Raw genomic sequence first — 14,517 nt, 5'->3', positions numbered from 1 at the left:
CGTGGCGGGAGGCCTGACCGGCGCGGTGGTCGTGGCGCTCACGATCGTCACCGGCTGGCCGGTGGCCGTGGCCGCGCCCACCCCGCCGGTGCGCACCGGCGGTTGCCTGCGTCCGCCGGAGACCGTCGAGACAGGTGTGCCCTGGGCGCAGGAACGGCTGGGTGTGGAACGGGCCTGGCCGCTGTCGCGCGGTCAGGGCGTCACAGTGGCGATCGTGGACACGGGCGTGGCCACGAACAGCCCGCAACTCAGCGGCCGGGTGCTCGCCGGCGTCGACCTCACCGCCGCCGGTCGGCCGCGCGCCGATGACGACTGTTTCGGGCACGGCACGTTCATCGCCGGCATCATCGGTGCCGCGCCGACGGCGGGCACCGGCTTCGTGGGCGTCGCACCCGAGGCGCGGATCCTGCCGATCCGGGTGGCCAACAGCACCGACGACGGTACGGCGGCGCTGCTCGCCAAGGGCATCCGCACGGCGGTGGACGCCGACGCGGACATCGTCAACATCTCCGCCAGCACGCAGGCCCCGGAGCCCAGCCTGGTCGAGGCCATCGCGTACGCCGAGGCCCGGGACGTGGTGGTCGTCGCCGCCGCGGCGAACGGCGCCCAGCACGGCCAGCAGGTGGCGTACCCGGCGGCGCTGCCGACGGTGCTGGCCGTCGGCGCGATCGACGCCACAGGTGCCCTCGCCGGGTTCTCCCAGACCGGCCGGCACCTGGGGCTGACCGCACCCGGTGTGGACGTGGTGAGCATCGGCCCCGGCGGGCCGGGCCACTGGCAGGGCAGCGGCACCAGCTACGCCGTACCGTTCGTGGTTGGCGTTGCCGCGCTGGTCCGGGCGTACCGGCCGGCCCTGACGGCGGCCGAGGTGCGGCACCGGCTGCTGGTCACGGCCGATCACCCGGCGGTGGCGTTGCCGCACCCGGGTTACGGCTGGGGCGTGGTCAACCCGGCTGCCGCCGTGGCGACGGTGCTGCCGGAGGAGGACGCCGCCCGGCCCGGCGTGCCCGTGCCGGCCGCCCGCCGCCCCGACCTGCCGCCCCCCGATCCGATCGGGCGCTACCTGGTCACTCTCGGCGCGGGGCTCGCCATCGTGCTGACCGGGCTCGTCGTCCTGCTCAACGTGCTGATGCCCGCCGGGCACCGACGCCGCTGGCGGCCCGGCCGCGTCGTCGAGGTCCGCCGACCGCCGACGACCTGAGGCCACGGTACGACGTCACCGCGCCGGCTGGTCCGGTGCCGGGACCTCGGGGGTCTGCACCAGGCGGACCGCGCGTCGGCGGTCGATGTACTGGCCCCGGGCGGTGGGCAGCGTCCGCGGCCGGATGTTGCCGAGGAAGGCGCCCTCCTCCCGGGGGCAGGAGAACAGGATCGCGGGAGAGCCCAACTCCCAGGCCCGACGCAGCACCGGGCTCGTCATCGCCCGGGAGGCACCCACGGTGCTCCGCGCGATGATCAGGTGTAGCCCGATCTCCGCGCCGTGCGGCAACAGCGGCAGCAGGGGTTGCAGCGGCGAGTCCCGGCCGCCCTCGATCAGCTCGAAGTCGTCGACGATGATGAACAGCCGACCGCCGGTCCACCAGTCTCGTCGGGGCAGCCGGCTCGGTGGGACGTCCGGGCCGGGCAGCCGACCGGTCAGCACCTGGCCCGCCTCGGCCATTGTCGCGGTGAGACGCTCCGCCGACATCGAGTATCCGATCTGGTTCGCCTGCGGGATCGCGTCGTGCAGCTCGCGGCGGAAGTCGGCGAAGACCACACGTGCCTCGGCGGGCGGGTGGTGCGCCGCGACGCTGCGCGCGATGTGCCGCAGCAGGTTCGTCTTCCCGGTCTCGGTGTCCCCGAAGATCAGCAGGTGCGGGTTGGCGTCGAAGTCGTGCCACAGCGGTGCCAGGCGTACGTCGTCGAGCCCGAGCGGGACGCGGATCTCGGCCTCGCGTGAGGGCGCTGTCGCGACCGGCAGATCCGCGACCGGCAGCACCTCCGGCAGCAGCCGCACCCGCGGTGCGCGCGGCGCGGTGGGCACGTCCAGGGCCTCGACCAGCTCGGCCGTCGCCTCGGCCAGGTCCTCGGTCTCCGGAATCCCGTCGATGCGGGGCAGGGCCGTCAGGAAGTGCCGCCGGTCCGGGGTGATGCCCCGGCCCGGGATGGCCGGCACTGTCGCCGCCACCCGGCTGTTGACCTCCGACTCCACCGGGTCGCCGAGCTTCAGCTCGAACCGGGTGCCCAGCACGTCCCGCAGCCAGGGCCGGATCTCCGACCACCGACCGGCGGAGACGAGCAGGTGAACGCCGAAGCTCAGGCCCCGGGCGGCGATCTCGCCGAAGCGGTCGTCCAGGTCCTGGAAGTCCTGCCGTGCCGTGTACCACCCGTCGATCACCAGGAAAACGTCTCCGTACGGGTCCTCGTCCTGGTATCCGCCGGCCTGCCGGGCCCGCCGATAGCTGGTCATCGAGTCGATGCCGTGCTGGGCGAAGATCTGTTCCCGGCGGGCCATCAGGTTCGTCAGGTCCAGCACGGTACGGGTCACCCGGTCGCGGTCGAGCCGGCCCGCGACGCTGCCCACGTGCGGCAGCCGCGACAGTGCCCCCAGCGCGCCGCCGCCGAAGTCCAGGCAGTAGAACTGCACCTCGGCGGCGGTGTGGGTCAGCGCCAACGCGCTGATCAGCGTCCGCAGCAGGGTGCTCTTGCCGCTCTGTGGGCCGCCCACCACACCGACGTTGCCCTTGCTGCCCGCCAGGGAGGCCAGCAGCAGCTCCCGCCGTTGCTGCGCGGGCAGGTCGACGAGGCCGATCGGCGCGACGAGCTGGCCGGTGCCGTACCCGCCCACCGGGGCCAGGCCGAGGGTGGGATGGTCGATCAGCGGAGGCAGCAGCTTCTCCAGCGTCGTGGTCTCGGTCAGCGGCGGCAGCCACACCTGGTGCGCGGCCGGACCGTGCCCGTGCAGCACGGACAGCAGCACGTCGGCCAGGACCGGCGGTTTCTCGTCGTTGTCCTGCGCCGGGTCCGGCTCCGGCGTCACCGGCACCTCGGGGCGCAGGTGCTCGGTGCCGAACGGGACGAGACCACCCTGGACCGCCTGGAGGCGGCGCTGGTGCGGCGGCCGCCACGGCCCGGAGCAGTAGGCGCCCTTGAACCGGATCAGGGTCTGCGTGTCCGGTCGCAGATAACCGTTGCCCGGCACGTTCGGCAGCTCGTACGCGTCCGGCACACCCAGCACGCTGCGGCTCTCCATCGAGGAGAAGGTCCGCAGACCGATCCGGTACGACAGGTGGGTCTCGATCTGGTGGATGCGCCCCTCGTCGAGGCGTTGGCTGGCCAGGAGCAGATGCACGCCGAGGCTGCGGCCCAGCCGGCCGATCATCGCGAAGACGTCGATGAACTCGGGTTTGCTGCTGAGCATCTCGCTGAACTCGTCCACGACGATGAACAGCGCCGGCATCGGCTCCAGCACGACGCCCTCGGTGCGCGCCTTCTCGTAGTCGCGCCGGGACGGGTACCCGCTCGCCCGCAGGTGCTCCTGACGACGGTTCAACTCACCGGTCAGCGCGTCCTGCATGCGGTCGACGAGTTCCAGCTCCTCGGACAGGTTGGTGATCACGGCCGAGGTGTGTGGCAGCCGCTCGAAGCCGAGGAACGCCGCACCGCCCTTGAAGTCGACGAGGACGAGGTTCAGCTCCTCGGAGGTGTGCCGGGCGGCCAGCGCCAGCACCAGCGTACGGAGCAACTCGCTCTTGCCCGAACCGGTGGCGCCGATCAGCATCCCGTGTGGGCCCATTCCGCCCTCGGCGGCCTCCTTGATGTCCAGCTCGATCGGGGTGCCGGTGGCCGACATGCCGATCGGCACCCGCAGCCGTTGCGCCGCCGTCCGCCCGGCCCGGTAGGCGGCCAGGTCCACGGCGGTCAGATCACCGAGCTGGAGCAGGCCGGCCAGGTCGTAGTCGGTGGCCAGCGGCTCCTCGGTGTCGGTGCCCGCGCCCACGCGGTAGCGGGCCAACGACCGGGCCAGCGCCGCTGCCGCCACCACACCCAACCGGTCCGGACGACACAGTCGGCTGCTGCTGGACTTGCCGAGGTGGTCGAAGGTGACGATGTCCAACTGCTGCTCGGTGGCCCGCACCAGCAGGGTGTGCGGGTGCGCCTCCCAGCCCAGCGTCGCGCCCACGTCCAGCGTGAGCACGTTGCGATAGCCCTCCATGCCGAGGCGGTGGCCGGGCGGCAGGCGTGGTCCGTCGAGGATGAGCACCACGAACGGCTCGATGGCCGTGACCGGGGAGTCCGGCTCGTAGCCGGGGCGGTCCTGGACGTTCAGCGCGGCGAGGACCTCCTCGATCTCGGTCGCGTCGGTGGCGAACCTGCGCCGAGTGCCGGTGACGTCGGGGACGGTGTCGTCCTGCACGTGCGGCAGCCACTTGGCCCAGTCCCATTCCGGGCCCCGGGTGGCGGCGATCACCACCAACAGATCCTGCGGGGAGTGGGCGACGGTGAGTTGGGCCAGGATCGCGCGCACCGTGGACCGGGCCACCGCCACGTCGCCGCCGAACCCGATCCGCGCGAAGCCGCGCAGGTAGATGGCGATCGGCGCGTCCTGAAGGGTGGAGTACGCCCGCAGGAAGCGACGCAGGGCGTGCGCGGCCAACGGCTCCAGATCCTCCAGCGGCTTACTGTTCGGTGCGGCCAACCGCACCGTGGAGCGTCGGGTGCCGAGCCCGACGCGTACCTCGCCGAAGTCGTTGTGCGCCGTCCGCCGCTCCCACAGCCGCTGACTGAGCGCCATCGACCACAGCGCGCCCGGGTCCGGGTGCAGCCAGCGGGCCGCGCGCCGCTCCTCGGTCAGCGCGGCACGCACCCTGCGCCGCACCTGGCCGAGGTAGCGCAGGTAGTCGCGGCGTTCACCGTTGAGCCGGTGCTTGTGCTGCCCGGCGTTGCGGATCAACGGCACGATCAACATCGCGATCGCCGAGAGCACCATCAGGCAGACGCCCACATAGGCCAGCGCGCCCGCGTTGGGTCGCAGGAACATGAGCACCATGGCGAGCGAGGCGATGGCCATCGGCGCCAGCATCAGCACGGCGCTCAGCCCCCGCTCGGCGGGCTCGGGGATGACCGGTGGCTCCTGGAGCGCGATCTCCTCGGCCGGCGCGACCGGGCCGGCGCGGCGAGCCCTGCGGACGTACGGCACGGTGCCCACGTTCGTCTCCTTCGGTGAGGGGTTTCCCTCCGATCGGCCCGGTCGCCTGCCGAGCACCCGTCGGGCGCGCGACAGCGGGCTTATCGTCCTGGGGATTCGGCGCTCGACCCGAAAGCGATGTCGGAGGCCGCGGTCTCGCTTGTGGAGGCAGACCCGGCACCGGAGAAACGAACAGCAGTGACCATAGCAGGAGGGGGCGGTTGTGGCGGAGACACGCGTTACCCCGGATCAGTTGCGGGAGATCGGCAAGAAGATCGGCGCCCTTCTGGAGGACCACCAGTCGGTCTTCAGCAAGCTGGCGAAGATGGAGCCGAACGCCGGGAAGTTCGACGCGGCGACCTGGCTGGAGGATCTCTTCGTCGACCGCCGGGACGGAATCGTCGAACACGTGAAATACCTGCAACGGGCATTCGACGAGATAAATACCGGCCTGTACCAGATCGCCGACGACTACGAGCGGATCGACGGGAGCAACGCCGACGCGGTGTCCACGTTCAACAAGGACGCCAAGAAGGTGGTCGGCGGCATGGGTGACGCCGAGTTCGAGCCGACCAAGGTGCGCGAGCAGTCCAGCTACAAGACCGGCGACTACGGCTCCGAGGTGGACAAGTCGACAATCGACCCGGGCAAGGACCTGATCAAACCCTTCAAGCCGGGCGACATCGAGGGCATGGACGAATTCCTCGACATCAAGGGCGTGGGGCCCAAGGACGACACGAACCTCGACCTCCGCGAGAGCCCGTTGCTCAAGGACACCGACGGCTACCCCGACTCGCGGCTCAGCGAGGAGAGTGCCGAGGAGAAACCGGAGGAGAAGAAGCCGGACGAGAAGAAGCCGGACGAAAAGCCACTCCCCACCGGTGACAACTTCGATCCGCATCACGAGCCGTCGGGGGAGAAGGTCGTCCACAACCCGGCCAACGACGAGGATTTCCAGGGCAACACGTACCGGTACTACGAGATCGACGGTAAGCACCAGACCGGTCCGGGCGGCGTCGAGATCTGGTGGCTGAACCTGGAGCCCTACTACTACGACGGCCGCTACTACCGTCCGTACGAGCACTGACCCACCGAGATGGAACGGTTGAGCACGCAGCGCCTCTCGGCACCCGTACGTCTCCGGTTCGTGCTCGGCTCGCGTGCCGTGGACGTGGCCCTGCCCGGGGACGCGCCGCTTGTCGATCTGCTGCCGTCGGTGCTGCTCCAACTCAACCCGGAGGCCGCCGATCACGGCGCCGAGCATGACGGGTGGGTGGTGCAGCGCGTCGGTGAGCCGCCGCTGGACGAGGAGCAGTCGGCCGTCGAGCTGAACCTGCTCGACGGCGAGGCGCTGCACCTGCTGCCCCGGGCCGAGCAGTTGCCGCCGATCGACTTCGACGACCTGGTCGACGGCGTGGGGGAGCAGGCGCGTACCAGCCCGTGGCGCTGGACGGTGGCGCGCACCCGCGCGATGCTGCTCACCGACGGCGTGGTGCTGCTGGCGGTGGGCCTGGTGGTGCTCTGGCTCGGCGGGCCGGCGGTGGTGCGTGCCACAGTCGCCGCGGCGCTGACCGTCGTGCTCCTCGCCGCCGCCGGCCTGGTCAGCCGGGCCGTTCCGGACCCGCAGACGGGAACGCTGCTGGCGATGGCGGCGGCGGGATACTCGGCGACAGCCGGTTGGCTCGGGGCTGTCGCGATCGCCCCGCACTCGGCACTCTCGGTCCGGATCTGCCTGGCGGCACTGGCCGCGCTGGTGACGCTCGCCGCCGGGCTCTCCGCGGTGGCCGACGCCGGCCTGCTCTTCGCCGGTGCGCTCGCCCTCGCGGTGAGCGTCGCGGTTCCGGCGCTGCTCACCGCGGCGGGTCCGGTGACCCCACCGGAGGCCGCCGCGTGTGGGCTGGTCTTCTCGATGGTGGCGGCGCTGATGCTGCCGCCGGCCGCGTTCCGCCTCGGCGGGCTGACGTTGCCGCTGCTGCCCGGCAAGCCCGAGCAACTCTCCGAGGACATCGACCCCGAGCCCCACCGGATCGTCGTGGAACGGGGGAGCGCGGGTCTCGCGTACCTGGCCGCGCTCACGATCGGGGTGGGTGCCGCGCAGGTCCTGATGGCCGCGGCGCTGCTGGTGTCCGGCGGGCGCTGGGAGATGATCCTGGCGTTGCTGGCGGCCACCCTGCTGAGCATGCGGGCCCGGCACCTGAGCGGCCTGGTGGCACGCTGGGCGACGATGACGCCGGCCGTGGCGCTTGTCCTCTTCACCCTGCTCCGGTACGCCGCGAACCAGGACGGCGTGGCGCGGGTCGCCGTCCTGGTGCCCGCCGTGGTGGCGGTCGCCGGCGCGTTCCTGACCGCGGCGTCCACGCTGCCCGGCCGTCGGCTGCGCCCGTACTGGGGGCGGACCGTGGACGTGCTGGAGATCCTTTTCGCGGTGGCCCTGATCCCGGTGCTCGGCGCGGTGCTCGGGATCTACCAGATGGTCCGGGCCTGGGCCAGCTGATGGAGTCCCGCAAGGATCAGGTCCACGCCTACTTCTACACGGTCAGCCGCCTCAACTCGGCGGTGATGCAGGGCCGTCCCGACCCGCACGAGCCGCCGAACCAACGTCCGCTCCTCGGCCTGGTCATCGGGATCCTGCTGGCCATCGTCGTCGCGGGCGGCTTCGGCATCTACGGCGTCTTCCGACCCGGCGGAGACTCCTCGTGGCGGCAGGCGGGTGTCGTCATCGCGGTGAAGGAGACCGGCGCGCGTTACCTGCTGATCGAGGGGCAGCTCCGACCGGTGCTGAACTACGCCACCGCCCGCCTGGTGCTGGGCAGCGGCAGCCCGGCACGCCTCGTCCAGGTCTCCCGCAACTCGCTGCGGGGCGTACCGGTGGGAGCCCCGATCGGCATACCTGGCGCACCCGACACGGTGCCGGTGGCGGGCCGGCTCTACTCGGGTGCGTGGACGGTGTGCGCCCAACCGCCCGAGCCTTCGGGTGCGGCCGCCACCACGCTGCTGTTGGGTGACCTCGCCAGGCCCGTCGCACTCACCGACCGGGAGGGGTTTCTGGTCCAGACGACCGACCGTCAGCGGTACCTGGTCTGGCAGGGACGCCGCCACCACCTGGCCGACCAGGCCGCGGTGGCGCTGGGCTACGCGGCCGTCGAACCGGTGTTCGTGACCCCGGCGTGGCTCAACCCCATCCCGGCCGGTCGGGACCTCGCCTTTCCCGCGGTGGGCGACCGCGGGAGGCCGGGACCGGCGATCGGCGGGCGAGCCAGCCTGCTCGGCCAGGTGTACGAGGTACGCAACCCGGTCGGCGGCGTACCCGAGCTGTTCCTGTCCCGCTCGGACGGATTCGTGCGACTGAGCCGCACCGCCGCCGCCCTGGTCCTGGCTGATCCGGCGATTCAGGCGGCGTACCCCGCAGGCGGGGTCGCGCCGATTCCCGCGCGGCCGGACGAACTGGCGGGCGCCACGGTCGCCGGTAGCACCGAGTTCGTGGACGGCTATCCGCCCGAGCCGCCGAAACCCGTCAGCGGTGCGTCGGTGCTGCCCTGCGTGGGCTTCCGTCCGGGGCGGGACGCGGTGACTGTGACCCTGACCAGGATCTCGGTGTCGGCGGCGCGGTCCGCCCTGCCGGTGCCACGGACCGCTGTCGCGGCGGGCGGCATCGTGGACCGGATCCTGATCGCCGCCGGCACTGGGGTGCTCGCCCGCAACCCGTACGCGCCGGGCGGTGGCGGGGCGCTCTATCTCGTCTCCGAGTACGGCGTGAAGTTCCCGCTGCCGCCCAGGGGCGCGGAGGCGCTCGGCTATGCCGGCACGACGCCTGTCGACGTCCCTTCCGAGTTGCTGGAACTGCTGCCGACCGGTCCGGCACTGGACCCGGCCGCGGCGCTGGTGAGCGAGACCTGGGGTGGTTGACGGGGGTTTTCCCCGCGAAGGGCCCGCAGGGCCCGCTGGGACGGCCCGGTCGACAAACCCGCTGGTTGCATGAGCCGTACCAGGCGAGAAATAACGGATCACCACAGTCCACAGCAGGGAGAGGAAGCCATGGCCAACGGTAATACCACCCTCGATCCGCGCACCGCCAACCGTGTCGCGGGGGAGCACCGCCAGACGGCCGGCGACGTTGACAGCGCCAAGAGCAGGTTCAGTGCCGCGGTCGACCTGATGGACGACTACTGCGACGGCGCCATGATCAAGGCGTTGCTGGAGGCGCGCGACGACTGGATGGCGGAGGTGACCCGCATCGTCGCGGACCTCAACGAGATGGCCGGCAACGTGGACGGCACGGTGCAGGACTTCGACGAGCAGGACCTGGCGAACGCCGGCCAGGTCGGCGCCATCGGTGTGGGCATTCTCAAGGACATCTGAGCCAGCACAACTGATCGGAAAGGGACCCGGCAATGCCCGACAACGGCCTCATCGGCTACCAGTACGACCAGATCTTCGAAGGCATCTCGCAGATGCAGCGGGTCAACCGCGACGTCGAGGGTTACATCGAGAAGCTGTCCCAGGAGACCGGCCACGCGCTCGACACCTGGACGGGGCCGGCGGCCGCGAACTACAACCAGCTCTCGAAGCAGATCGAGGACAACTTCGCCGACATGAACACCATCGTGGCGGAGTTGGCCAAGGAACTGGGGATCCGTGCCGACGACATGAAGGAGCAGGACATCCGCTCCGGCAACCGGTTCGGCAACCGCTGAGCGTTTCGAGGTGACGCCGGGGGGCTCGCGGGCTCCTCGGCGCATTCCGGCAGATCGTGACGAGTCCGAGCGGTGGGGGAATCGTGCCAACGGGTGAAGTCGGGTCCTTCGACGAGAAGAGCCCACCCACGGGAGAGACGTTCCGCAACTATGAGGTGTGGACGGAGATCGGCCCGTTCGTCGCGGACATCACCGAGCCGGGCCTCAACGCCGAGGGCGGCTGGGCCGAGGCGGAGGAGGCGTTCAACAAGGCGGAGGTCGAACTCGACCTCGTCCTGGAGGACTTCGACAAGCTGGCCAAAGAGCTGACCGGTGGGACGAAACCAGCGTTCGCCGGAGATGCCGCCGCCGCCTTCGACACCCATGTCGCGGAGGTGGTCGGAAAGAGCAGAAAGGGCGTCTACAACGTCCTCGACAGCAACGCCTACGGCACCAAGATCGGCGACGTCGGCGATGCCATAGTGAGCTTCCGCCGGGATTTCTGGGACATCATCGAGACTGGCCACCGTCTGACCGACCGGTTGCGGGACTGGGTCACCTCCGAGATCGACAGGATCTACACAGGTGTCGACGACCAGAGCTCCAAGCAGTCGGACCTGGAGCGTGGGCTGGGCCAGGCATACCAGGCCGGCGAGCGCTGGATCATGTCCAACCTGCGCGCACGGCTGATGGAGTTGTCCACGACGTATGAGGAGATCGGCGGCCGGCTGCCCCCGTTCGACATCGCTGTGCTGAAGCCGATCGACACCAGCAGCGGTAACGACAAGAAGGACGACAAGAAAGACGACAAGAAGGAGGACGAGAAGAACGAGAGCGGCGGCAGCGGGAGTGGCGGCGGTAGCGGTAGCGGCGGTAGCGGTAGCGGTGGCGGCGGGAACAGCGGCAGTGGTAGTGGCGGGAACAGCGGGAACAACAGCGGTGGCGATGGCCGTTCGAAGGCCCTCGACGAGGCCGAGGGCGCGGTGTCCGACGCCATCGACGATCTGAAGAACGGTGACCCCACGCATGACGCCGCGCTCGACGAGGCGAAGAAGGCCGCGTCCGACGCGATCGAGGGCCTGTCCAACGGGTCCGGCAGTGGGGCGCCGCCGACCAACGGCATCACGACCCCGGGGGAGATGGCTCCACTGACCTCCGGCGGGGGAGCGCCCTCCGGCTCCGGCGGGGGAGCGCCCTCCGGCTCCGGCGGGAAAGCCCCCTCTGGTTCCGGCGGCGCTGCGCCGATCGGTGGTGGGACCTCCGGTGGTGACGCCGCGCGGGACAAGGCGCTCAGTGACGCGAAGGGCGCGGCGACCGATGCCATCGATGATCTCAAGAACGGTGACCCAGCACGCGACCGCGCGCTTGAGGACGCCAAGAAGGCGGCGTCCGACGCGATCCAGGGGCTCGGCTCGGCGGGTGGTGGCGCACCCCCCACGAGCGGCGGTCCCGGCTCGGGTGCGGCGCCTGGCGCGGGTGCGCGCAAGGACGCGCTGAAGGACGCGAAGAAGGCGGCCGACGACGCGATCGATGGCCTGTTGGGCGGGGCTGGCGGCGGCGTCCCGGTGACGTCCGGTGAGCCCGGGAGTAAGAGTCCCGGCTCCGAATCCGGCAAGGCGGGGGGTGGCCCGGGTGAGGCCGCCGAGCAGGCGCGCAGGGATGCCCTCGCGGATGCCCGGGAGGCGGCCGACGAGGCGATCGACGGCCTCGCGGGCGGCGGCGACTCGAAGGACGGGACACCACCGACGTCGTCGGCTGATCCGGTGGCCGAGGAGGCGCGCAAGGACGCGCTGGAGGATGCCCGGAAGGCGGCGGACGAGGCGATCAAGGATCTTGAGGGCGGATCGACCGCCGACCCGGTCGCCGAGCAGGCCCGTGACAACGCGCTGGAGCAGGCGCAGGAGGCGGCCGACGAGGCGATCGAGGATCTGATCGACAAGCCGACAGGTGATCCGGAGGTCGACGCCGCCCGCAAGGACGCGCTGGAGGACGCCCGGGAGGCGGCGGACGAGGCGATCGACGAGCTGAAGGACGAGGACGCGGGCGACACCACCCCGAAGGAGGCGCGCGAGCGGGCGTTCGACGAGGCGCAGAAGGCCGTGGACGGCGCCATCGACGATCTCGACGGCGAGAGCACGACGGGCGGTGGCGCGGACACCGAGGTCAAGGAGGCCCGCGAGGACGCCCTCGCGGACGCCCGGAAAGCAGCCGACGACGCGATCGAGGACCTGACGGGCAAGGGTGACGGCCAACCCGACAGGGGCGACGGTCAGTCTGACAGGGGCGACGGTCAGGGCGACAAGGGCGGCGACGGCAAGGGCGGCGACGGGGCCGGCGAGAAGGCCCGCGACAGTGCCCTCGTCGAGGCCAAGGAGTCCGTCACCGACGCACTCGACGACATGATCGAGGATGAGCGGGCCGGCCGGGGTGAGGGCGACACCCCGGCCGAGCGTGAGACGCGGGTGGAGGCGCTCACCGACGCCAGGGAGGCCGCCGACGAGGCCATCGACGACCTGATCGACGGGCCCGCCGGCCACTCGTCCATCTCGGACTACCTCAACGGCAAGTCCACCGCCGGAGCGGGCGGCGGCTCGGGCGGCGGTGCCGGCGGGGGCGCAGGTGGTGGTCCCGGTGGCGGCTCGGGTGGCGGCCCCGGTGGCGGTTTCGGCGGTGGTGGCGGTGGCGATGGCGGTGGTTCCGGCGGCGGTGGCGACCCGGGCGGTGAGAACCTGCCCGCCCCACTTGAGTTGGCGCCGGTGGCCTCGGCCGATCCCGGCAACTCTCCGTCGTCCGCGTTGTCGGCAGGCGCTCAGGCCGGTCAGGCCGCCGGGTCCGGAATGCCGATGTCCCCGCCGATGGGCGGCGGCATGGGCAACCAGGGCGACCGGGACCGCGAACGCAACACCTGGCTCGTCGGCGAGGACGGCATGTGGGGCGACGACGGCGAGGCGGTCTCCAGCAAGGCCGTGGGGAGGAACTGACCCGTGGGCATCGCGAGACGGGGCCCGAGCGGGCAGCCACAGACACTGCGGGACATCGCCCACGCTCTCGACGCGGCGTCCCCGGCGGACATCGAGACGTCCGCCCGACTCTTCGACGAGGCCCGCAGCGGCCTGCGGGCGATCGCCGAGTCGTTCGACAGTGCGCTGGGTGAGCTGGACGACGCGTGGCGGAGCACCCAGGCCACAGTTGTCCGACTGGGCGAACCGTCACGCCGTACCCGGCAGTTGGTGCACAGTCTGGACGACGCCGAGTGCGGACAGCAGCTGCGGGTCACGGCGACCGCCCTCGGTGTCGGGCAGGCGCGGGTGCGGGACCTCCAGGTCCAGCGAGCCGCGGACAGCGGTCCTTCCGAGGACGAGTGGGACCGCCGGGCGCGGATCGTACTCCAGGGCCTCTCCGAGACGTACCGCGATGTGGGTCTCGGTCTCGGCGGCCAAGACCCGCCGACGGCCGAGACCGTCGACGAGCCGGGGATCCGCCAGGCCCTCTCCGCGGCGCGGGACGACCCGTCGGGGGTCGTGCTCGCGGCGGACTCGGCTGCCGCCGACCTCTTCCGCCCGGCGGCCCCGACGATCAGGGCGGGTCAACCCGGCGACGCTGCCGCCGCGCCGTCCGGAGGCGGCGGCGGGGCGGGCGGCGGCGGCCTCCCGATGATGCCGCTCATGCCGATGGGCGGCATGGGAGGTGGCATGGGTGGCATGGGAGGTGGCATGGGTGGCATGGGTGGCGAGGCCGGTGGGCAGCGTCGCGGCAGCACCCTCGCCCAGGGCGACCCGACGGTGTGGAAGGACGCGGATGCCGGGTGGAACGTGCTCGGGCGCGGCGAACGGATCGACGAGCACATTCGGGAGGGGCTCCGCAAGGAGCTCGGGGACGCGAGGAAGGGTGACCGGAATGGCTGACCAGACTGACCACGGGCCAGGCGGCCCAGGACTGAACGCGGTCTTCGCCATGCTCGCCGAGGAGCGGCGCAAACTGGATGAGTTCCAGGCCAAGATGCGTGCGGCGAGCACCACCGTCGAGTCGCCCAACAAGATGCTCAGCGCCGTGTTCGACGGCCGGGGCGAGCTGGTGAAGCTGACGTTCAACAACACCAAGTACCGCGGCATGGCACCCAACGAGCTGAGCAGCCTGCTGGTCGAGACGCTGCGCCGGGGCCGTGCCGAGGCGTTCGGGAAGATCGACGAGATGGCCGGCCGGGACGTGGTGCCCGGCGTCTCCTTCGGCGACCTGGCCGGCGGGAAGGTGGACCTCGACGTGGTCGTCGGATCGTTGATGACCTCCGCGATCGACCTGCCGTCGATCGTCAGGGCCGCGAAGGGCGAGGCGGGCCGGGCCGATGGCTGACGAGACGAGGATCGACCCGGAGGGAGCCCACCACCTCTTCAAGGTGGTCGACAGCGTCGCCGACGACATCCACGATGCCCTGACGCGGGTCAGGAACATCCGGGCGAGCCTCAACGAACCGTGGGGCACCGACGAACACGGTCGCAAGTGGGCGCAGCAGCGGGAACCCAACGCCGAACAGACGCTTGGTTACGTCGCGACGGTGCGTGACGGGATCAGGGAGTTGGCCAGTGAGGGGCACGGCGCGATCGACGCGCTCGTGGACCAGGACATCGACAACAGCGCCAACCTCTCGTAGGTCCGCGTAATCAGCCGCATCGGGGAGTC

Annotated in this window: 11 protein-coding genes; 10 read left to right on the top strand and 1 reads right to left on the bottom strand. The window is 71.5% G+C overall.

The window, feature by feature from the left end; all coding sequences use genetic code 11:
• Window position 1: 1 nt before the first annotated feature.
• Window positions 2-1,201, top strand: a complete 1,200-nt coding sequence (mycP, locus tag AB0A95_RS19535; RefSeq protein ID WP_357557151.1) for a type VII secretion-associated serine protease mycosin — start codon at window positions 2-4, stop codon at window positions 1,199-1,201.
• 15 nt (window positions 1,202-1,216) lie between these two features.
• Here the strand turns inward: mycP and eccCa are convergent, their stop codons facing one another.
• Window positions 1,217-5,188 carry a type VII secretion protein EccCa gene (gene eccCa, locus AB0A95_RS19530; RefSeq protein WP_357557150.1) on the bottom strand — a complete coding sequence of 1,324 codons (3,972 nt, stop codon included), beginning with the start codon at window positions 5,186-5,188 and terminating at the stop codon, window positions 1,217-1,219.
• A 202-nt stretch (window positions 5,189-5,390) separates the two neighbouring features.
• On the opposite strand from eccCa, the gene AB0A95_RS19525 reads away from it, so the two are divergent.
• The 9 genes from AB0A95_RS19525 to AB0A95_RS19485 all read left to right on the top strand — a co-directional run bounded on the left by AB0A95_RS19525 (window position 5,391) and on the right by AB0A95_RS19485 (window position 14,488).
• The gene (locus AB0A95_RS19525) at window positions 5,391-6,254 is read left to right on the top strand and encodes a hypothetical protein (protein WP_357557149.1); all 864 of its coding nucleotides are present in this window, start codon (window positions 5,391-5,393) and stop codon (window positions 6,252-6,254) included.
• Between the two features lie 18 nt (window positions 6,255-6,272).
• On the top strand, window positions 6,273-7,661 hold the full coding sequence (gene eccD / locus AB0A95_RS19520; RefSeq protein ID WP_357557148.1) for a type VII secretion integral membrane protein EccD: 1,389 nt from the start codon (window positions 6,273-6,275) through the stop codon (window positions 7,659-7,661).
• Window positions 7,661-9,073 carry a type VII secretion protein EccB gene (eccB, locus tag AB0A95_RS19515; RefSeq protein WP_357557147.1) on the top strand — a complete coding sequence of 471 codons (1,413 nt, stop codon included), beginning with the start codon at window positions 7,661-7,663 and terminating at the stop codon, window positions 9,071-9,073. The genes eccD and eccB overlap by 1 nt, the downstream gene beginning before the upstream one ends.
• 129 nt (window positions 9,074-9,202) lie before the next feature.
• The gene (locus AB0A95_RS19510) at window positions 9,203-9,526 is read left to right on the top strand and encodes a hypothetical protein (protein WP_357557145.1); all 324 of its coding nucleotides are present in this window, start codon (window positions 9,203-9,205) and stop codon (window positions 9,524-9,526) included.
• 32 nt (window positions 9,527-9,558) lie between these two features.
• A complete protein-coding gene (locus AB0A95_RS19505; protein ID WP_357557144.1) occupies window positions 9,559-9,861 on the top strand; it encodes a WXG100 family type VII secretion target in 303 nt (100 codons plus the stop codon).
• Window positions 9,862-9,944: 83 nt separating this feature from the next.
• The gene (locus AB0A95_RS19500; protein ID WP_357557143.1) at window positions 9,945-12,821 is read left to right on the top strand and encodes a hypothetical protein; all 2,877 of its coding nucleotides are present in this window, start codon (window positions 9,945-9,947) and stop codon (window positions 12,819-12,821) included.
• 3 nt (window positions 12,822-12,824) lie between these two features.
• Window positions 12,825-13,745 carry a hypothetical protein gene (locus tag AB0A95_RS19495; RefSeq protein ID WP_357557142.1) on the top strand — a complete coding sequence of 307 codons (921 nt, stop codon included), beginning with the start codon at window positions 12,825-12,827 and terminating at the stop codon, window positions 13,743-13,745.
• The gene (locus tag AB0A95_RS19490) at window positions 13,738-14,190 is read left to right on the top strand and encodes a YbaB/EbfC family nucleoid-associated protein (protein ID WP_357557141.1); all 453 of its coding nucleotides are present in this window, start codon (window positions 13,738-13,740) and stop codon (window positions 14,188-14,190) included. Before AB0A95_RS19495 ends, AB0A95_RS19490 begins: the two co-directional genes overlap by 8 nt.
• Window positions 14,183-14,488 carry a hypothetical protein gene (locus AB0A95_RS19485; protein WP_357557140.1) on the top strand — a complete coding sequence of 102 codons (306 nt, stop codon included), beginning with the start codon at window positions 14,183-14,185 and terminating at the stop codon, window positions 14,486-14,488. Before AB0A95_RS19490 ends, AB0A95_RS19485 begins: the two co-directional genes overlap by 8 nt.
• The last annotated feature ends 29 nt before the right edge of the window (window positions 14,489-14,517 follow it).

The sequence above is a fragment of the Micromonospora sp. NPDC049230 genome (assembly GCF_040647875.1).
Classification (GTDB): domain Bacteria; phylum Actinomycetota; class Actinomycetes; order Mycobacteriales; family Micromonosporaceae; genus Micromonospora.
Note: the sequence above shows the minus strand (reverse complement) of the source record. Positions and strands in the feature narration are given on the sequence as shown.